19 protein-coding genes are annotated in these 18,577 nt (G+C 54.4%); 4 read left to right on the top strand and 15 right to left on the bottom strand.

The features are described 5' to 3' along the window. The 15 genes from DXD65_RS03695 to DXD65_RS03625 are packed head-to-tail and all read right to left on the bottom strand — an operon-like array spanning position 1 to position 14,553. Positions 1–189 (bottom strand): hypothetical protein, encoded by a 189-nt coding sequence (locus DXD65_RS03695; RefSeq protein ID WP_007562482.1) that lies wholly within the window; start codon positions 187–189, stop codon positions 1–3. A gap of 2 nt (positions 190–191) precedes the next feature. Continuing rightward, positions 192–911: a hypothetical protein gene (locus tag DXD65_RS03690; RefSeq protein ID WP_007571287.1), complete on the bottom strand. Its 720-nt coding sequence runs from the start codon at positions 909–911 to the stop codon at positions 192–194. Then, a complete protein-coding gene (locus DXD65_RS03685; protein WP_117887354.1) occupies positions 908–1,195 on the bottom strand; it encodes a hypothetical protein in 288 nt (95 codons plus the stop codon). The genes DXD65_RS03690 and DXD65_RS03685 overlap by 4 nt, the downstream gene beginning before the upstream one ends. A gap of 13 nt (positions 1,196–1,208) precedes the next feature. Continuing rightward, the gene (locus DXD65_RS03680) at positions 1,209–5,189 is read right to left on the bottom strand and encodes a hypothetical protein (protein ID WP_008673807.1); all 3,981 of its coding nucleotides are present in this window, start codon (positions 5,187–5,189) and stop codon (positions 1,209–1,211) included. Positions 5,190–5,210: 21 nt separating this feature from the next. Next, a complete protein-coding gene (locus DXD65_RS03675) occupies positions 5,211–5,675 on the bottom strand; it encodes a hypothetical protein (protein ID WP_005798248.1) in 465 nt (154 codons plus the stop codon). Position 5,676: 1 nt separating this feature from the next. After that, entirely contained in the window at positions 5,677–9,324 is a 3,648-nt protein-coding gene (locus DXD65_RS03670) for a viral A-type inclusion protein (RefSeq protein ID WP_117887353.1), read from the bottom strand. After that, positions 9,321–9,527, bottom strand: a complete 207-nt coding sequence (locus DXD65_RS03665) for a hypothetical protein (protein WP_007562496.1) — start codon at positions 9,525–9,527, stop codon at positions 9,321–9,323. The genes DXD65_RS03670 and DXD65_RS03665 overlap by 4 nt, the downstream gene beginning before the upstream one ends. 38 nt (positions 9,528–9,565) lie before the next feature. Next, positions 9,566–10,054: a hypothetical protein gene (locus tag DXD65_RS03660; RefSeq protein ID WP_005798252.1), complete on the bottom strand. Its 489-nt coding sequence runs from the start codon at positions 10,052–10,054 to the stop codon at positions 9,566–9,568. A gap of 3 nt (positions 10,055–10,057) precedes the next feature. Further along, complete coding sequence (locus DXD65_RS03655; RefSeq protein ID WP_005798256.1) at positions 10,058–10,633, bottom strand: hypothetical protein; 576 nt, start codon at positions 10,631–10,633, stop codon at positions 10,058–10,060. After that, positions 10,630–10,956: a hypothetical protein gene (locus DXD65_RS03650; RefSeq protein WP_224205180.1), complete on the bottom strand. Its 327-nt coding sequence runs from the start codon at positions 10,954–10,956 to the stop codon at positions 10,630–10,632. Before DXD65_RS03650 ends, DXD65_RS03655 begins: the two co-directional genes overlap by 4 nt. Beyond that, entirely contained in the window at positions 10,922–11,401 is a 480-nt protein-coding gene (locus DXD65_RS03645) for a hypothetical protein (protein ID WP_007562503.1), read from the bottom strand. Before DXD65_RS03645 ends, DXD65_RS03650 begins: the two co-directional genes overlap by 35 nt. A 28-nt stretch (positions 11,402–11,429) precedes the next feature. Continuing rightward, on the bottom strand, positions 11,430–11,819 hold the full coding sequence (locus DXD65_RS03640) for a hypothetical protein (protein ID WP_007562505.1): 390 nt from the start codon (positions 11,817–11,819) through the stop codon (positions 11,430–11,432). Positions 11,820–11,834: 15 nt separating this feature from the next. Further along, positions 11,835–12,299, bottom strand: coding sequence for an N-acetylmuramoyl-L-alanine amidase (locus DXD65_RS03635; protein ID WP_007562507.1), 465 nt, complete (start codon positions 12,297–12,299; stop codon positions 11,835–11,837). Between the two features lie 6 nt (positions 12,300–12,305). Further along, positions 12,306–13,505, bottom strand: coding sequence for a BACON domain-containing protein (locus DXD65_RS03630; RefSeq protein WP_007562509.1), 1,200 nt, complete (start codon positions 13,503–13,505; stop codon positions 12,306–12,308). Between the two features lie 7 nt (positions 13,506–13,512). Next, positions 13,513–14,553: a head maturation protease, ClpP-related gene (locus tag DXD65_RS03625; RefSeq protein WP_022199168.1), complete on the bottom strand. Its 1,041-nt coding sequence runs from the start codon at positions 14,551–14,553 to the stop codon at positions 13,513–13,515. 203 nt (positions 14,554–14,756) lie between these two features. On the opposite strand from DXD65_RS03625, the gene DXD65_RS03620 reads away from it, so the two are divergent. The 4 genes from DXD65_RS03620 to DXD65_RS03605 are packed head-to-tail and all read left to right on the top strand — an operon-like array spanning position 14,757 to position 18,556. Next, positions 14,757–15,200: a helix-turn-helix domain-containing protein gene (locus tag DXD65_RS03620; RefSeq protein WP_007562513.1), complete on the top strand. Its 444-nt coding sequence runs from the start codon at positions 14,757–14,759 to the stop codon at positions 15,198–15,200. Between the two features lie 11 nt (positions 15,201–15,211). Next, the gene (locus DXD65_RS03615) at positions 15,212–16,744 is read left to right on the top strand and encodes a hypothetical protein (RefSeq protein WP_007562515.1); all 1,533 of its coding nucleotides are present in this window, start codon (positions 15,212–15,214) and stop codon (positions 16,742–16,744) included. Between the two features lie 21 nt (positions 16,745–16,765). Next, positions 16,766–17,191: a phage protein Gp36 family protein gene (locus DXD65_RS03610; RefSeq protein ID WP_007562516.1), complete on the top strand. Its 426-nt coding sequence runs from the start codon at positions 16,766–16,768 to the stop codon at positions 17,189–17,191. A 12-nt stretch (positions 17,192–17,203) separates the two neighbouring features. After that, a complete protein-coding gene (locus tag DXD65_RS03605; RefSeq protein ID WP_117887352.1) occupies positions 17,204–18,556 on the top strand; it encodes a DUF935 family protein in 1,353 nt (450 codons plus the stop codon). The last annotated feature ends 21 nt before the right edge of the window (positions 18,557–18,577 follow it).

Genomic DNA, 18,577 nt, shown 5'->3' with positions numbered 1-18,577 from the left:
TCATTTATCAGTTTTACTGCTACCGTTCCATGCGTCCGATCCGTTCCACGGCTCGTCGCCTTTCCAGTATCCAAGTCCGAAACAGCTGCTTATCGCAGACCACACCAGTCTTGCCCCGGCATAGACTGCCGACAGGGCACGTTTCCCCACATACGCAGCCGTTATTTCCTTACCGCCTATGGTTATCATCGTCAATCCTCCTCATAAATCAGATACAGCGTATTCGCATCCTTGTCCTGCAGCGCCTCGTAAGCTTCCCCGCTCATCACCTCATGCCGGTAGGCCAGCAGTCTCAGGCTGCCGCCTGTTCCGGTATATACGGCATCACCCAGCAGGTAGAGCTTGTCCGGCAGGATGGCTGTCCGGTCCGCATTCATGAATATGCCGGCAGGAGGCACACCCGCCACATCCCAGTCCCCGTACAGGGTGGAGTCCATGTGGTAGGCGAACTTCCCGGCATCCGCTACATACACTACGCTGCCGCCCGGTTTGGTACTCTTGTCAGGTAAAACGTTGCCTGTTTCCATCCATGAGGAAAAGCGTGCGGTAGCCCCGCCGATGGCTGCTGCCGTAGTCTGTTCCACCTTGGCAGCGGCGTTTTCTGCCTTGGCTGCCGCTTCGTTGGCCTTGGTGGCCGCTTCCGTGGCGGCCTGGGTCTTTTCCTCCAGTCCGGCTACGGCTCCTTCCGCTTTCTTGGCGGCAGCCTCGGCACGGGCGGCGGCATCGCTCGCAGGCTTCCCTATCAGTTCCAGGGGGACGTTCACCATCTTGCCGTCCTTCTCCCCGGGCAGTGATTTCACACCGCTCAGCGAGGTGACGGTCTCCAAGTCCTCCACGCCGGTAGAACTCTGGAGTACACGGTCCAGCACTTCCTGAACCAGTTCTTCTTGTGTCATTTCTGCCATACTCATTCGTTTTTATCGGTTTCTGACCCGCCCAGGATTTCGTTCAGGGCATCTATCACATTGGGAAGACAATAGCGTTCCACCGCCATGTGTATCATCCCGGTTTCCTCTTCGCTGAACTCGGTCTCGCCGGTACTCTCGAAAATCTTGAACGCAAGCCGATGGGCCTTGATGCCACTGACACGCGTATACAGCAAATCGGCTATCTGCTCACGTGCATCGAAAACCTCCCTCGTCTGACGGGTTATTCCGGTGGGAACGCTGAAATTCCTGAAATCTAACTTTTTCATATATATCTGTTTTTTAGGATGAATGATTCAATATCTGGTAACGGAATCCGTCCGCTTTTGTAATAAGTACCGTTACGGAGTCCCCGGATGCCATCTCGTAGTTTTGCAAATCTTCATTGTGGTTATAGATACCTTTTAGTATGATATTCTTTGAACCGGGTCTGACCCTGAACGTGACAATGGCTGCAAAATCGGTAGGCAAGTAACTCATGCCGAACTTGTATGCCACAGAACTTTCCGACGGCAGCGTAACCTCTACCTTACTGTAGTTGGGTTCATTGTAATACATCAAAATGATATTGTGTTGTGAGAAATCCACCGTGTAGTTTCCACTTCCGAAGGTAAGCAGCTTGGCTTTCGTATTGATAAACGCCGGGGCAAGTAATGCCGCATTGCTGCTGATACCGTAGTTCTTCGTACCGCCGGTAACATCTATAAACAATCCATAGTTCGCTTGGTCGAAGCCGTAATTCCCGTATATATTGGGGGCTGAGTTCACGATACGACCGACAGCGGTAAAAGCTCCTCCTGCAGAAGACGGTATCACATCATCACCGAACATCACATATCCTTTGCTGCCGCCGACACGGAAAAAATCATCATAAATGGCAAGACCGCCACCGCTCCCGTGAGAGTCGGCCACAGAACCGATACGGCCGTTCCCTATCTCAAAGCCGCCGATTTTCCCTTTGCTGCTGTCTATCTCTCCGGTAAACTTACCGTTGGTCGTTTCAATGCTGCCGTCTTCCAGTATCTTGAAGTTGCCGTTGGCCGTTACCAGTCCCTCCAGCTGTATATGGTCGGCTGTCAGCTTGATTTTGCTCACGGTATTTCCGTACTCGTCCTCTTCCTCCACGCTCACCCCGATAAGGGCAATCTTTCCTGTATTGTCCTGCGCATACAGACCGGAACCTTCAGGCTTTATGACAAGCCCGGTCTCTTTCAGCGCATTACCGTCCTTGTCGAAGACCGCCGCTGAAATCTTTACCAGCCGGTCGCTCTGTTCGAACAGTGTACGGTACTTATAGGCCAGTGCGTCCGCCTTGTTGGTGCTGAACACCAGCAGCGAAATGTAAATCACGCCCGTAAACGACAGCTTGAAGTCGCCAGTGCCGTTCCAAAGTCCGTCCAACGTGAACATCTTCTCACCGCCAACGGGCAGGTCCTCTTCATGGCCGAACATGTTGAAGTTCTCAAACCCGGTCTTATCAGCGTTCACAAATTCTATTTTCAACCTTCCGGCCTTGATAACCCGGTAGCTGAACGACAGATACACCACGCCGGGCACCCGTTCGCCCTGGCTGTTCGTCTGCCGGTACTCCGGTACCAGCCGGAAGTCCTCCAGTTTCTGCATGATATAGCTGTTCCGGATATAGGCATAAGGCACCTTGCCTTCGGTCCGTATCTCGGCATGGCCGTCCGGCTTCGTACCGTAAGGACCGCCGTTCGCCCAGATCCAGCGTCCGCCCAGGGTGAACAGCGTAGCCTTGCTGCCCGTCTTCCATTTGTCCATGCCGTCGGCAAAACTGCTGTTGTCCAGATAACTCTGTTCTTCGCGTATTTCCTTGCGCAAGCTTTCCACGGCTGAATGGATTTTCCCCTCGGTTATCTCAAACCGCGTCAGGATGTCCTCGCCCGTCATCAACACGAACGTACCCTTCAGCCACACGTTGTCGGCATACAGGCCGTTTCCTTTCGGCTGTTTGTCTGCCGGGAAAGCGCTGCTCCTGATGCCGTCCAGCTTACCCAGCCGGCAACGAAGGCAGCCGTTGAAGTTCTTGGCCTTCACACCGTCCAGAATGTCGATACGGGGCTGCCCGTCCTCCGTGGCCGCAATGGATATAAGGTTCTGCCGGAGCGGGTTTTCGGTGTTGCCCATCAGCACGCACTCATCGCCTGCCTCCGGCTTCACCCCGCCAAACTCGCTTACCGGGACCAGCACACCGCCGGCTATCACCGAAGCCACCTCCACCCAGTATGCTTTTAGTTTCTTACCACCCGTAACCGCACAGCGCATCAGGTCATGGGCCACAAAGCCCGATTCCTGCTCAAACACGATGCGGTAGTTGTCGCCCTGCTTCACCACGTCCTTGATCTTGCCGTTGGCAGCGGACACCACCAGCTGGCCGCACACGCTGCGCACCTTCTCGATCAGCAGTTCCAGCGCCACCAGGCTTTGCCGGGCAGTCACTTTGTCCACCGTCAGGTTTGTCAGTCCGGTCAGCTGGTCAATCCACAGCTGCCAGCCCTCACCGGTCAGCCCGTCCACAAACTCCGTGCTGCGCAGCAGTTCGCGGATCACGGCAGTCAAGTATTCGGCATTGCCCTCACCATCCACGATGCCGCAGGGCTTGCCGCCAGCAGCCTCGCCAAAGCTCACACCCTTCAGGAAGCGGATGGACTCTTTGGCTGTGTCCGGCTGGTTCTTGCTCAGGAACTCTTTCTGGCTGCGCCGGGCGGAAAACAGGTTGTTGTCCGTGGGCAGCGTCTTGTCCCAGCTTCGTATGATGTCCGGAAGGGCAGCGCCTTCCGTCTTTGATTTCGTATAGCTTTTCAGCGCACCGATGCTGTCCGTCACCTTGTCGAACTTGCCCACCTGCAGCGCATCGCTTATCTCGATGTCCATCTGCCCGGGTTCGTTCACCTTGCGGCTGATCTTGGTGATACGGCTCTGACGGTAGCCTTTTTCCGGGAAATACTTCCGGCTCTCCAGCTTCACCCGTCTGCCCACAAACAGGTCTATGCCGTGCTCCTCGATGTATACCGGGTCTGTCGGGGCTTTGTAGGCGGCAATGTCCAGCCAGTGGTCCCGGTTGTACTCGTCCACCGCAACCGCAAACTCCTCTTCGGCCAGCCGGTAATACTCATCCGGCATCCGGATATTCCACAGGATATAGGTGTCGCCTGCTCGGGGCACCAGCTTGCCGCCCGGCAGCTGGGTGTCGTCATCGTAGGGCCAGATGGTGATCAGTTCGAATTCACGTGCCGCGCTGTCGTAGTTCACCTCAAAATAGTGGTCGTCACTCTCCCCGAGTCCGGCCAGGTCGCCTGTCTGGAACGACACACGTTTTGTCTCACCCGCCAGCTCGTACAGGTTGGGGTCAAAGTCCAGTTCCCCGTCCCGGAAATAATAGACGGTGAATTTGTTTCCTTCATCGTCTGCCACCTCCTCGCTGCGAACCGAGCTCACCGTACCGACCCGACGGGGGAAGATGCCGCTGAAAGCATCCTGCTCGTAATGGTCATAGATGCCATATTCCTCCACGCCCTGCTCGATGTACTTCCTGCCGCCGGGAAGCATCAGACGCGGGCTGCCGTATTTCTCCGCATCGATGTTGCGGGTCGAGCCTACCGGGAACAGGCGCGTATAGAATTTGGCCGTGTTGCTCGTATCTCTTTCCAGGGAGGTCAGCCCCTTGCCATAGCCAAGGGTGATTTCTTCCCCGTGTTCGCAGCGGCACACGTTCACAGTCTGCCCCTCAACCCACCATTCCACCTTGCCGCCTGCCTTTTCCGCGATGGCTTTCAGCGCTTCGTCGCAGTACATCCCCTCGTAGTCTATCGTGATCAGCTCCGTACCTTCCACCGTACCCGTCTTCCAGTCAGTAATGTGGCCCATGCCGTTATTGATAGCCTTCACCACCATCGCCACATGCTCGCGGGGCGTGGCCGTCAGGGTAAACAGGGGGTTGGTGTCCCCGTCCGTCGTCTCCAGCACCAGGAACCGCTTGATCAGGCTCTCGATACCGTACAGCTTCAGGTTATACTCCCATTCACCATCGCTCACCTGCTTCGGCGTGTAGCGTTCTGTCAGCCAGTACCGTTCGCCCAGATAGTCCGTGTAGTCGTTCACGTCCAGGGGCAGGAAGGCATAATAGCTGAACGACAGGGAAAGCACATTGTCTCCCTGAACCTCCTTGCTTTGCGTCGAGCTGTCGTTCACGGCCACATCCGCACGCTTGGTTCCGGCTTTATCATATATCGTTAGAAGCATATTCTAATAGCGTTTGAATGGTTATATAATCGGTTTCGGTTCCCGGAACTTTACCCGGAACTTTCCGGCATGCACACCTTCCGTCCACAGATAGGTCAGCGGGGTGAACTTCGTACAGTCGGCATACTTCACCCGCAGCTGCAGATCCAGCTGGGGGAAACGGATCTCCAGCCAGCCGTCCTTCCCTTGCTTCAGGAAATTCACAAAGGCAAAGTACTGCTTCATCCAGCCTGCCTGGGTCTTGTTGTAAAGCGCAAAATGCAGCGTCACGTCACGCGCTTCATTCCGTGGGGTCAGCACGGGGCTGTATTTTTCCCCGTGCTCTTCCCGTATGTCCACAGCCGTATCCTTCTTGGCCTTGCTCGGGGTCAGGATGGCCGTCAGGTTCTCCATGCCCCCGCGCCGGTCTTCCACCAGGAACACGCCGTATTCCGTCCAGATGTCCGTGCCGTTCACCAGCACCAGTCCGCTCAGTATATTGCCCATATCACTTCACTTTTAGTCCGTCACGTATCATTTTCTTTATCACTTCCTTCAGTTCGCCCAGGTGTCCGGCGCTCACACCGGTGTTCTCGGCTATCCGGGCCAGATGCCCTTCAGCCGTGTCCATCTTCTCCACCACGCTTTCCAGCCGGTCGTCCATGCTGCTCCAGTGCTGCAGCCCGCCGGTGAACATGCCCTCCAGCTTCGTGCCCTGGTCCTGCGTCATGGCCGTAAAGCCGCCCGCTTTCGCACTTTGGCTCGTACCGCCCTGCTGCGTCTTGTCATAACCGGTGGCTGCCGCCAGGTTGTCACGCAGGGCAAGGGCTTCATCCATATACTGCATGTACTCTTCCATCAGCGCGTTCCGTTCCGCCTCGGTCAGTTCGTTGTCCTCCATGGCCTTGCCGAACTTCTCCCACCAGCCTTTCAGTTTGTCGCTGTACATCTCACCGATCTTGTTGCTCAGCATCGCCCGCATGAAGTACTCGGATATATCCTCCGCCGCATCCTTGGCACCGTACTTCATGTTCATCAGGTTGTCGATGAAGCTGCTGTACATACCGTCGAACGAAATGCCCGTCAGCCCTTCATACAGCTGGTCGGTCAGTTCCTCCAGCTTGCCGGCCTGGTCTATGTAGTCATCCAGTTTCTCGGTCAGTCGCCCGCCATAGCCTCCCTTACCGGTATTCTGGATTTGCGTCCACATATCCACGTTGCTGCGCAGTGCCTTCATTTCCTCCGGGCTCAGGCTCCACAGGTTCCCGTCCCACTGGCGGCCGATCTGTCCGCTCAGTTTGTCTATCTGTGCCTGGTTGAAACCGCCCCAGTAGTAGTTCCAGCTGTGGTGGCTACCGCTGTAGCGTGCCTGTTCCTGCGCTATCTGCAGATAGTTTGCATTCGTCTCTTTCTGGTATTTGTAAGCATCCCGGTAAGCTTCCACCGATTTTGTCCCCTTGCTTGCCTTGATGGTATCGGTCAGGTCTTCGATGGAAGTCTGCAGTTTCTCGTTCCGATCTGTAAGACGGTCAATAGCAGCCTGCACTTCCTTGGCGTTTCCGCCGATGCCAAACAGTTTGTTGAAACCTCCGAAAGACACCGTGTTCAGCAGTCCTCCGATACCTTTCACAAGGGAACCGCCTATCTGTTTGAACAGGTCTCCGCTGAGGATATTGTCGAGTATTCCGGTTATCGCATTGAAAATGGTGTCTATCAATGATGAGATAATCGGGCCGATACCGTCTTTCAGCAAATCCAGTATGGAGAGAATGGCCGATATAATCTGCCCGATGACTCCGGCACTTGACAGGGTCTCGGACATCTGACTGATGGCATCACCGACCTTGCCTCCGATATTCAGTTTTGAAAGACCGGTAAGCATGCTCTGGATTCCTTCAAATGATCCCTGCAAGGTTCCGCTCGCAAAGCCGTGCAACCCGTCGGATACCATGTTCAACCCGTCAACCGTGTCCCGGGAGGCACTTTTCACCTCCCCGGCAAGCGCCTTCATTTCAGAGGTGGCGTTCAGGTATTCTTCGTCAGCTGAAACGCTGGACGATTGGGCCGTTTGAAGAGCGATTTTGGTACGTTCTATTTCTGCCTGGTTACCGCTTTCAAGAGCCTTGTTGTAATCGGTCTGCGCCGCTTTTAACCGGGCGAATGCCGCTTCCTGCTGCAGTTCCGCATTTTGCACGCGTGTTACGGCATCCCCCAAAGCGTGCATCTGCGTTTGCAGCCGGGCAAAATCCAATGTCCCGTTGCCACCGGGGAGCATGCTTTGAATACGTTCAATGGCATCGTAAACGACCTGCTGGTCTGCGGCTCCCGTTTTTTTGAACTCATCCGTCTTGACATACTGTTTAAGTTCGCCAAGCAGGTTCTTCATCTGGTCTGCAAGCAGACCGGTCAAATCCCCGAACGCTGCTCCCCAGTCTATCTTCTGGGTAAGGGCTTCCATGTCCACTTTGTGCACAGCCGCATCACGCTGCTTCTCCAAAGTCAGCCTTTCGCCCTGGGACTGTGCCTTGCGGATTTTCTCGGCATATTCTTCAGCGATGGCCAGTTTCTGCTGCTGGAAGGTCCCGTATTCCTTCAGATAGTCACGCATGGCTTCCGCCTCTTCCCTGTACACGTCCGTCTCCGCTTTTTTCCGGGACGCGGTGTTTGAGGCACGGGCTTTTTCAAGTTCATCCTGTTGCTCCCGGGTAAGTCCGTTATCTCCGGTGGAAAGGCCGGCTTCCTTGTTCTCACGCTTCCAGTCGGTTTCCTGCCGGTTTATCTCTTCTTTCCGGGCGTTATAGTCATATTCGATTTGTGCCAGTTTCTTTTCGGTACCGGCTTGCATACGGTCTATCTCTTCCTTCCGGTTCTCGGCCTGCAGGGCGGCAAGATCCTGCGCCAGCCTGCGCTCTGTGGCAAGTCGTTGCCTGGCTTCCGCTTCCGGATTCTTTCCGGGCTGTTTGGGGTCGATATGCCCGCCGATATTTCCTTTCTTGGCTGCTTCTGCGGCTTTTTTTACCTCTTCTTCCGCTTTTTTCAGATAACCGTCGCGTTTGTTTTCGGCATTTTTCAACAGTATGTCATAAGCTTCCTGATCATGTTTCTTAATGGCAGCCTGTGCATCATAGAACTGCCCGGATTCTGCCATGCTTGACTGCATGATATATTGTCCCCATTTCCCGAAAAAACCCATGGCGCTTTCCGCCTCTTCCGGTTTCTGCGCCTTGATTTTATTCACCTCTTCATCGGCTTCTGCAGCTTTTTTTACAAGGTTCTGGACATTGGCCTGGTGCAGCAGGACCTGTACATAGTCCTCGCTCTTTTGGATAAGGGTATCATACCATTCGGAAAGTGTTTTATAATACCCGAAAGATTCCCCGTACTTGCGGTTCAGTTCCTCTACCTTCGCCTTTTCCTGTTCCTTGCTGCCGGTGAAGTTCTTTATTTCATCGATGACCGATTTCAGTTCGAAGCGGGTACGCACCATCTGGGCACGGCCGTCCTTCTCTATCTCGGTCATTTCCTTGACTGATACGTTGAATTCATCCACGCCTTTTTTGGCACTGAACAGGTTTTTCGTCCAATCCCAGATTTCATCACCGTACATTACCAGCAGCATGATGCCGGTGGTCATGGCCGTCTGCCAGGAAAAGAGCGAGGACAGGACCTGTTTCCATACCGGTGTGCCTTTCTTGCCTGACTTCTGCAGCTCATCATATTCCTTACGGGCACGGGCCAGTTCGTCCGTAAAAATCGGCAGGTTGTTGGATATGGCCAGAAAGAACATCTGCGGTCCCATGGCCAAAGAAGGCATTTCACGGGCCATCTGCTGGATGCTGTTGTGAAGCCCGTTGAACTGGCGCTGTGCATTGGGCATGTCTGCAGGGGTGACCTGCACGGATTCCGATTCCTCCTGCAGCAGTTTCAGTTTGCCGCGCAATTCCTCAAGCTGCTTCTCCAGTGCATGGATCTGCGCGATATTGGCACTCTGGTCCAGATTGGGGGCAGCCGTCTCCCCGGCAAGGCGCAGCCTTTCCAGTTCAGCCTCCAGCAGCCTGACGGTATTACGCAGTTCCAGCGCCTCACGTTCGGCCTTGTTCATGCCGGGCGTGAGTTTGTCCTTCATCAAAAATTCAACTTCTACAGGTTTGCTCATTCCAGTTTGCTTTGAAAAAATCCTACTATATCGTTCGCTTCATCCTCGGCGCTGTGTTCCGGTCTGGGAGCACCGTTTCCGCCGCCTTGCTTTTTCCGCACATACCGCGGCGCGTCGCTCAGCATCATGATCAGCGTCTGGTAATTCACCCCATCAAGGATGTAATCCACGCTCCAGCCGGTCGCCGATGCAATCTGCCACACGAAGCCGAAAGGGCTATGGGAACCTTCATACCGGGTTCTTAACTCCCCTTCCTTGCCTGGCTCAGTCTCGGAGTCATCGGGTTCGCCCGCGCTGTCGAGCTGATAATACGCATAAAATCCTTCGTGCCCATCAGACGCTCGAATGTTCGGAACATGGCCGTCAGATAACGCCACTCCACAAAGTTCCGCAGTACCCACGCTGTCACCCCGATGCCCACGTGCCGCGACACGTATCCCCGGCATACCGTATAGGCCAGCAGGCGGCTCACAGCCTTACCATGCTCCGCCACAAAGGCCAGTTCCTCGGTCTTGTCCTTCGGTTGCCAATCGGGTTTGACACCCGTCTTCAGGTATTCCCGCGCCAGCAGAATCTGACCCCGCAGCCTCGGACGCTTCATCGTCACACGCACCTCCACCGGGCGTTTCAGCCACGGAAGCTTCCACCTTTTAAGAGGTACGGACACGCCGCTGTCAAGCAGCGCGTCCGCACACTCCATCTCTATCAGTTGTTCCAAACGGTCAGCCATACGTTAGCCCTCCTCACTTTGGAGCGATGCTGCAGCCGCGGCTTCCGCCGGCGGCAGCTTGTACTGCCCCCACTCGTCCGGTATTGCTTCCGTATCGAACACGCCGTAAGGCTGCGAACCGTCCTCCGGCATCGCCACTTCGAGCGTAACCTCTATCTTGGAGGTTTCTGTAAGGGTCAGCTTGCCTGCAGGATTGGAAAGCAGCGTGGCGTTGGGAATCAGTACGCTCTGTCCGGACACGAGGGAGAGTTCCCATGGTCCCTGCATGACAAGCACCTCCGACGGGGCTGTCCAGCCGATCGGAGTTTTCTTTTCCGAGTCTTCTTTCTTATAATGCAGGCTGCCGCCAAGCAGTTTGTGCAGGTTCGAATAGTTCATCTGGATCACATTGAACGTCGGGGCGATGCCGCCGTTACTCTGTGGGATGACCAGCACCGGGGCACCCTGCACCTGTTCGGCCTCGATCTTCGCGGCCTCGGGTTTCTTGCCGCCCAGGTCAAACGAGTTCTTTTCAATATACCCGATTGTGAAATCCTTATACTTTACGGCTCCTATGCCGTACATGAAATTCTTGTTCATCGTTTATAAAGTTTGATGGTTAATAACACACCGGCCAATAAGCCGGCCAATACACCTGTGATAAACGTCCGCATCCGGTTCGGAGGGCGTTTTTCTACTGTTTGAACGTCATTTGAAATTTCGCTCTTGGTTTCGCTACGGATGCGCGCCAGCTCTTCTTCATACCATAGCACCAGCTGCTGCAGACTGTCACACGAGGCTTCGGCCACGATGTTCCCGCTGTCGTCGCTGCCTACGGTCAGATTCGCCTGTCCGCTCTTGCCACGGTACACGGCACCTTCAGGAAGTTTACGGAGGCTGTCCGCAGGTATAGACAGCTTCACCGAACTCGCCGGTATACCCGCCATCACCAGTCCCGCCCGTCGGCTTCCGCTCGCGCTGTCGGTGCTTGCCGATTCCGTCTGTATCTTCTCCACCGTCGTGCTCTTCCTGCTGCTTGCGCAGCCCGCCAAGCACAGGACAGTCATCATGATGGCGGCAACTGTTGGCAGTGTCAATGGCCTTGCGCAGTCGCGCCATTTCGCGCTTGTTGGCCTGCAGGTCTTTTCTTGTTGCATTCAGTTCTTCTTTTAAGGGTACCACAATATTGCTCACCAAAACGCGGGTGGCATGTTCTGCGTTATCCACACGCACACCCTCTGCGTCGGCTTCGGCTTTCATCGCTTCCGCTTTCGCTTTCCTCACCGTAGCACGCAGGGAACCGATGGCTGCTGCAGTGCCCACAAGGCCGCCGCTAAGAATAATGTTCATGATCTCGCTAAAGTCCATACCACCCGTTTTTTAGTCAGTCAACCTTTTATTCTGCTTCCTCGCGTTTCTTTCGGAATAGTCCGATAACCCATTGCACCAGTCCCGTGTCGGCTACCCCATTGGCTACAAGTGAGGCACCAAAACCATAGAGCAAGGCAATGTCCCAGCTCACATCACTCACAAATCCGGCATCAAGCCACCACAGTAGCATCGCGCACACCAAGCCCACACACCAGCTCACCAGCTGCGTCACCCAGCCTTTCATGTTGGGGAACAAACCTTTCAACCCTTCAGTAAGCACCACCACACCGCCGACGAAACCGGCAAAGGTGCCAATCATTGCGTCATAGTCCGTTGCCGGAACATCGGCCCCTTGGGCCATCACAGCCGATACTGTTCCCAGCATCAGCATCATAAACAGCATAATTCGTTTCATTGATTGCTTCTTTTATTATTGGTTAATACCTATTTCTTTCAGCCATTTCTGTACATCGAAACTGGGGCAGGCTTTGGCCGCCAGCTCGTTGTGTCCCACAATGCGCACATCCGGGAATCTGCGATGGAAGTCCTTCACATACTTCTCCAGTGCCTTTTTCTGGCAGCCGGTGCGGGTGTCCTTCGGGGTCTTGCCGTCCTTGGCCACACCGCCGGCATACACAATGTGGCGGCTCACGCTGTTGTACCCCTTGGCTCCGTTGGTCACTTCCCAGGGATCCACCTGCGCATCCTCGTTGTTGTTCACCAAGCGTTCCACACCGCCCTGCAGGTGGAACAGGTCGGTGTAGCCCACCTGTTTCCAACCTCTGCCACCCTGGCTTACGGGCGAAGTGTGCCACTTCCGGATGTCCGCCGATGATACCTCACGCCCCTCCGGGGTTGCCGTACAGTGAATTACCAGATACTTCAATTTTGCCATACCATCTTATCCTTTCTGGTTTTGGGTAATGGTAATCTTGGCCGTCTTGCTGCGGTCGGCATTGAGCGTAAGGGTCAGTGTACCGGTTTTCTGACTGCCACTGTTTGCACCGGCCGAAATCTTCACGCCTTTATCCGTCGCTTCCACCTTGAAGCCGGCAGGGGCACTGCCTATCTCATATTCTCCGCTGGCGGTCACGGTCACTTCTTCACTGCCACCGGTTGCCTCAAGGGTCACACTGGCAGGGTCAACTGAAATCTTCTTCTCGCTCGCCTTGAACACGGGGTTGCTTCGCTTGTCCAGCACCACCACTTCTTCACCGAAGGCAATGTTCGTGTCAGCCTTCATCAGCATCTTGAAGAAGTACAGTTCGCTCGCGTTCGAGATCTTGTCAATCTGAATCACGTCTTCATCGTCCTGCAGGTTCACAGCCGCAAACAGGTTGCCGCCGGCATCGGGCGAACAGAGGGTGCACACAATCAGATCATCGGGCCAGGCCGCAAGCGTCTCAATGGTAATGCCCTTGTAGCGACGGGCATTCACATCGGTTTCGCTCGTGTTCTTGGACTCGCGCTGGGTCAGCTCGTCATCATACTTGTCAAAGTCGTTCACGCTCATCAGAATGCGGAGGTCCGGGTTGTTGCGGATGGCCACGGGAATCTTCGCACGCATGGCTTTCAGTCTGCCCAGCATGGTCGATTCTGCGCTGTCCACCACAATCACCTCAGTATCCTTGGCCATCTGGGTCAGGATGCCGTTAAACAAGTGGTCGTCATCATCCCCATATTCACCGTTCACATAGTGGTCACCCAGTTCAAACTGTACCCGCTTGGCCAACTCGGCAAGCAGGGCGTTCTGCGCTTCGGGCGGAAGTTCCGAGAATACCAGGTTGCCCTTCGGCTGCCATTTGCGCCAGATGTTCTCGAACGTGCGGGGGTTAAACACCGTAAAGGCCATGAAGTCCACCGGGTCAAGACTCTTTTCGTCGTAGTTGAAGTTGCCCTTCGAATCCTCCACGCCGGGGTTCTCCTTGCGCTTCTGGAGCATCTTGCCGGTCTTCAGGCGCGGCAGGCTGATTTTCTTCTCCACACCGGGAATCACCATGATCAGCCCCTTTTCCACAATCTCATTGCTCGTAGCGGCAAGCGTCAGCAACTGTTCCAGTACCTCGCCGCTGTAATTCGTGTTTCTTACAATTATTGCCATAGTTCAATCACTTTTTACGTTTGTCCTTAATTTCTCGCATACGCCTGTTCCAGGGGCTTTCTTCACCATTCGGTTCCAGATGCAGGTCTTCCATCACACGGCGCTTTACCGGCAGTTGGGCCAGGGCCTTTTCGCCGTTCTCGCGGTCATTGGCCAAAAGGTTTTCGTAGATGGGGCGGGTAGTCGCATCAATGCGACCGTCCTGCTCGGCTGCGTCAAGCAGCTGCTTGCGGGCGGCAAGGTCTTCGGCTTCAGCCTTGTCTTCGTAGGTCTTCACCTTGGCCTTCAGGTCGGTGTTCTCTTTCGTAAGGATAGGTACCTTGCCTGCCTCTTCCTCCAGTTGGTCCATCAGGCGGAACACATCCGCATCACTCGCGCAGTCCTTGAAGCGCGGGCGTTTCTTTACGTCTTCCAGATTCATGTCTTCTCTGTTTTTTTGTGGCTCAACGAGCCGGTTATTGAATAAAGTATATATCTGCGCCGGTGTACTGTCTGCCGGCACGGGGTCTGCATCATAGATGTCGTCTATGAAACCAAGGTCCAGGGCTTCCTTGGCGGTCAGCCAATGGTCCTCGCCGTCAAAATAGGTCTGTTTCACTTCTTCCTTGCTCATGCCCAGCCGCTCGGCATAGATTTCACTCAAGCTGCCTTCCAGGCTTTCTATCTCTTCCATGCAACGCTGCAGGTCCTGCTTGTTGCCGTAACACCCGCCGCTCACACTGTGCAGCATCAGACGGGCATATTTGCTCATTTCTACGGGCTTGCCGCAAAGGGCTATCACACTGGCCATGCTGGCGGCTATGCCATCCACATAAATGCGGATGTCGGCCTGGCTATGGCGCAGGGCGTTGAATATCGCAATGCCGCTGTACACTTCCCCGCCGTTGCTGTTGATACGCACATGGATGCGTCGGCTCACGCGTTCGGCTTCCATCAGTTCCTGGGCTATGCGCCCGCTTTGCACCTCCGTATAGTCTCCGATGTCCCCGTACAGGAATATCGTACTGGTGCCGTCGTCACTCGTTGTAATATTGAAAAATCTGCTCATCGTCATGTCTTTACCAGCGGTTTCCCCGCCTTTCGATGGTGCGAAAATAGAACATTCCCATGGCACCAAGAAACCGCGTCCGCATCATAACGTTTTCTGGCGTTATCATAACGCTGTAACCCGTCATCATGCGTACGCGCTTTTACAAACCCCGCTTTTTCATGCAATTTTGTAACGTGATTTACAACTAAAAAGGACGATTTATGGCAGATTTGACGAATGCCCAGAAAAAGGAATGGGCAAAAACTTTGTACCTCAAGGAAAACCTCACACAGCAGGAAATCGCCGACCGGGTGGGCGTGTCACGGGTGTCCGTGTCCAACTGGGTACGGGCCGGGAAGTGGGAGGAACAGAAGGTGGGGCTTACGCTCACAAGGCAGGAACAGGTGGCTAACCTCTACCGGCAGGTGGCCGAAATAAACAAGGCCATCGCCGAACGGCCCGAAGGGGAACGGTTCCCCTCATCCAAGGAGGCTGACATCCTCGGGAAACTGTCGGCGGCCATACGCAACATGGAGCAGGAAGTGGGCATTGCCGACATCATCAGTGTCCTCACCGGGCTCATCGACTGGGTACGGGCGGCCGACCTCGAAAAGGCAAAGGAAATTACACGCCTGGCCGATGCGTACATTAAAGACAAATTATAAAGGGATAGACAATGAAACAGACTGACAGACTCGCTCTCCTCGATTGGGAGAAGTACAAAGAAGACATCGCAAGGGCTACACCGGTCGATAGGAACATGACGGCAGCCGAACGGGAAAAACACCGGGAATATCTTGAGAAACATCCCATAGAATGGATCAAGTTCTTTTTTCCGAATTATGTCAAATATGAATTTGCCGACTTCCAGAAAAAGGCTATCCGGCGGATCATTGCACACGATGAATGGTTTGAGGTGCTTTCTTGGAGCCGTGAGCTGGCCAAATCCACCGTCACCATGTTCATCGTCATGAATCTCACGCTTACCGGACGCAAAAAGAATGTGATTCTGACCTCCAACAGCAAGGACAATGCGGTGCGCCTGCTCGATCCCTACCGGGCCAATCTCGAAGCCAACGGACGCATCATGGCATACTACGGCAAACAGGAACTGCCGGGCTCATGGACCGAGGATGAATTCACCACCAAAGGGAAGGTCTCTTTCCGCGCACTGGGTGCCGGACAATCTCCGCGTGGTTCGCGAAACGAGGCCATACGTCCCGACGTACTGCTGGTCGATGACTTTGATACGGACGAGGATACCAAGAACCCGGACATCATCCAGAAGCGCTGGGACTGGTGGGAAAATGCGCTGTATCCCACAAGGTCCATTTCCGAACCTACACTGGTCATCTTCTGCGGAAACATCATCGCCAAGGACTGCTGCGTGGTGAGGGCGGGCGAAATGGCCGACTCCTGGGACATCGTGAACATCCGCGACAAAAACGGTTTTTCCACATGGCCGGAAAAGAACTCGGAAGAGGACATCGACCGCACACTGTCCAAAATATCCAAAAAGGCGGCACAGGGAGAATATTTCAACAACCCGATTTCCGTGGGAGAGGTATTCGAAAACATTGCATACGGCAAGGTTCCGGCACTCTCCAAATTCAAGTTCCTCGTGGTGTATGGCGACCCGGCACCGGGCGAAAGCAAGGGTAAGAAAGGCAAATCCTTCAAGACGGTTTCGCTCTGTGGCAAATTGGGTGGCAGGCTTTACGTCATCAAGACTTTCCTGGCACAGGCGCTCAATGCGGAGTTCATTGACTGGTATGTCCGGATGCTTGAATTTGTCGGGGGCAAGACCAATGTCTATTGCTACATGGAGAACAACAAGCTGCAGGACCCTTTCTTCCAACAGGTGTTCAAACCGCTGGTGGCAAAAGTACGCCGCGAACAGAAGATTGCGCTGTTCATCCGGGGCGACGAGGAGAAGAAGACGGACAAGGCTACGCGCATCGAGGCCAACCTTGAACCGCTCAACCGCGAGGGGAACCTCATCCTCAACGAGGCTGAACGGGACAATCCGCACATGAAGGAACTGGAGGATCAGTTCAAGTTGTTCACCCTGACCATGCGCTATCCGGCCGACGGACCGGATGCGGTCGAAGGGGCGAACCGTATCATTGACGAACTGATCAGGCGCATTGAACCGCCCGTATTCCGATCACGGAAGGATGTAAGAAAACGGAATAAGAAAAGATTATGACAACTCTAAAACAATAGGACTATGAGCAAATTTGTTGAACTTACCGATTACGATGCGAGCATCCACCGAGACATCCTCGACGCACTGGTTCGCGAAGACGAAACGGTCATTGAGGTTTGCGAGGACAGGGCCATTGCCGAAATGCGGTGTTATCTGGGCAAACGCTACGACTGCAACAAGATTTTTGCAGCCACCGGCGAGAACCGTAACCAGCTCGTGCTGATGATGGTCATCGACATGGCGGTCTATCACATCTTCTGCATCCACAACCCGCAGAAACTTTCCCAGGTACGCAAGGATCGTTACGAACGGGCGGTGGAATGGATGAAGGCGGTGGCCGACGAGGACATTTCAATCGAAGGGGCTCCGCTGCTGCCCGAGGAACAAAGGGCGGGCAGGTCGGATTTCCGCATTCAAAGCAACCGCAAACGAACGAACCACTGGTAAAAAGCAAGCATCATGAAAAAGAAAAACAGAAAAAACAACAAAGCCGGCATCATCACCGTAGGGGGAAACTTCACGTTGCCGGGACAAAAGAGACCGAATGTGATTGTGCTCACACAGCCCAAACGCTTCGGGCTGGACATTTCCGACTACATGGCAGCCGTAAGGGTGGCCGAGAATGTCGATTTCTCGCGACGTTACAAACTTTATGACCTCTACGAGGACATTCTGATGGATACCCACCTTTCCTGTGTGCTCGAAAAGCGAAAGAATGCCGTGCTGTGCTCCAACATGGAATTCCGGGTGGACGGGAAGCCCGACGATAAAATCAACGAACAGATACAGTCGCCCTGGTTCAACCGGCTGGTGGGTGACATCCTTGATGCGAAATTCTGGGGCTTCTCGCTCTGCCAGTTCTACAAGCTGCAGGAGTGGGTGGATTATGACCTGGTACCACGCAAGCATGTGGATCCGGTCAGGGAACTCATCCTGCGCCACCAGACGGACATTACCGGCCATTCCTGGAATGAATATACCGACCTGCTGTTTGTGGGTTCACCGTCCGATTTGGGGCTGTTGGCCAAGGCTGCACCTTGGGTCATCTACAAACGTAACACTACGGGCGACTGGGCACAGTTCTCCGAGGTATTCGGCATGCCTATCCAGGAATATATCTATGATTCCGACGACGACGAGTCACGCCAGCGGGCCATGGAGGATGCGGCCAATGCCGGAAGTCTGGCGCAGTTCTTCCATGCCAAGGACACGGAACTCAAACTCACGGAAGCCGGAAACAAAACAGGGTCTGCCGATGTCTATGAACGCCTCTGCGAGCGGTGCAACAACGAAATTTCCAAACTGATACTGGGCAATACGCTGACCACCGAATCGTCCGAAAAAGGCACGCAGGCTTTGGGTACGGTTCATAAGAAAGTAGAGGACAAGGTACTGGAGGCCGACCGGAAGTACGTGCTCAACGTGCTGAATTACGACATGACGGACATTCTGCTGCGCATGGGCATCAACACCGAAGGGGGTACGTTCTGTTTCCCCGAACCGAAGGAAACGGATGCCGGTACCAAAATATCCATCCTCACGCAGCTGAAGAAGAACTTCAACATCCCCATCGACGACGACTATCTCTATGAGGAATTCGGTATCGACAAACCGGCCAATTACGAGCAGCTGAAGGCGGAACAAAAGACGGCTGAACAAGCCGACCAGATTCCAAGCCCGAAGAAGGAGCCGGAGCCAGCGAATAAGGGACGGGATGATGAACCGACACCGAAACAGAAAAGAAACTTCCGGAACTGGCTCAAAGTTTTTTTCGTGAAAGCCCCGGCAGACGGGGCAGCTTTAGACTGGTAGTCGACAGACTGTATGCGGCTG

Source organism: Bacteroides sp. 4_1_36 (assembly GCF_003466325.1).
Lineage (GTDB): Bacteria > Bacteroidota > Bacteroidia > Bacteroidales > Bacteroidaceae > Bacteroides > Bacteroides uniformis.
Note: the sequence above shows the minus strand (reverse complement) of the source record. Positions and strands in the feature narration are given on the sequence as shown.

What these genes read in the sequence shown, in the direction of transcription:
- DXD65_RS03695 (WP_007562482.1), bottom strand. Translation starts at nt 189, where the DNA reads ATGATAACCATAGGCGGTAAGGAAATAACGGCTGCGTATGTGGGGAAA.
- DXD65_RS03690 (WP_007571287.1), bottom strand. Translation starts at nt 911, where the DNA reads ATGAGTATGGCAGAAATGACACAAGAAGAACTGGTTCAGGAAGTGCTG.
- DXD65_RS03685 (WP_117887354.1), bottom strand. Translation starts at nt 1,195, where the DNA reads ATGAAAAAGTTAGATTTCAGGAATTTCAGCGTTCCCACCGGAATAACC.
- DXD65_RS03680 (WP_008673807.1), bottom strand. Translation starts at nt 5,189, where the DNA reads ATGCTTCTAACGATATATGATAAAGCCGGAACCAAGCGTGCGGATGTG.
- DXD65_RS03675 (WP_005798248.1), bottom strand. Translation starts at nt 5,675, where the DNA reads ATGGGCAATATACTGAGCGGACTGGTGCTGGTGAACGGCACGGACATC.
- DXD65_RS03670 (WP_117887353.1), bottom strand. Translation starts at nt 9,324, where the DNA reads ATGAGCAAACCTGTAGAAGTTGAATTTTTGATGAAGGACAAACTCACG.
- DXD65_RS03660 (WP_005798252.1), bottom strand. Translation starts at nt 10,054, where the DNA reads ATGGCTGACCGTTTGGAACAACTGATAGAGATGGAGTGTGCGGACGCG.
- DXD65_RS03655 (WP_005798256.1), bottom strand. Translation starts at nt 10,633, where the DNA reads ATGAACAAGAATTTCATGTACGGCATAGGAGCCGTAAAGTATAAGGAT.
- DXD65_RS03645 (WP_007562503.1), bottom strand. Translation starts at nt 11,401, where the DNA reads ATGGACTTTAGCGAGATCATGAACATTATTCTTAGCGGCGGCCTTGTG.
- DXD65_RS03640 (WP_007562505.1), bottom strand. Translation starts at nt 11,819, where the DNA reads ATGAAACGAATTATGCTGTTTATGATGCTGATGCTGGGAACAGTATCG.
- DXD65_RS03635 (WP_007562507.1), bottom strand. Translation starts at nt 12,299, where the DNA reads ATGGCAAAATTGAAGTATCTGGTAATTCACTGTACGGCAACCCCGGAG.
- DXD65_RS03630 (WP_007562509.1), bottom strand. Translation starts at nt 13,505, where the DNA reads ATGGCAATAATTGTAAGAAACACGAATTACAGCGGCGAGGTACTGGAA.
- DXD65_RS03625 (WP_022199168.1), bottom strand. Translation starts at nt 14,553, where the DNA reads ATGAGCAGATTTTTCAATATTACAACGAGTGACGACGGCACCAGTACG.
- DXD65_RS03620 (WP_007562513.1), top strand. Translation starts at nt 14,757, where the DNA reads ATGGCAGATTTGACGAATGCCCAGAAAAAGGAATGGGCAAAAACTTTG.
- DXD65_RS03615 (WP_007562515.1), top strand. Translation starts at nt 15,212, where the DNA reads ATGAAACAGACTGACAGACTCGCTCTCCTCGATTGGGAGAAGTACAAA.
- DXD65_RS03610 (WP_007562516.1), top strand. Translation starts at nt 16,766, where the DNA reads ATGAGCAAATTTGTTGAACTTACCGATTACGATGCGAGCATCCACCGA.
- DXD65_RS03605 (WP_117887352.1), top strand. Translation starts at nt 17,204, where the DNA reads ATGAAAAAGAAAAACAGAAAAAACAACAAAGCCGGCATCATCACCGTA.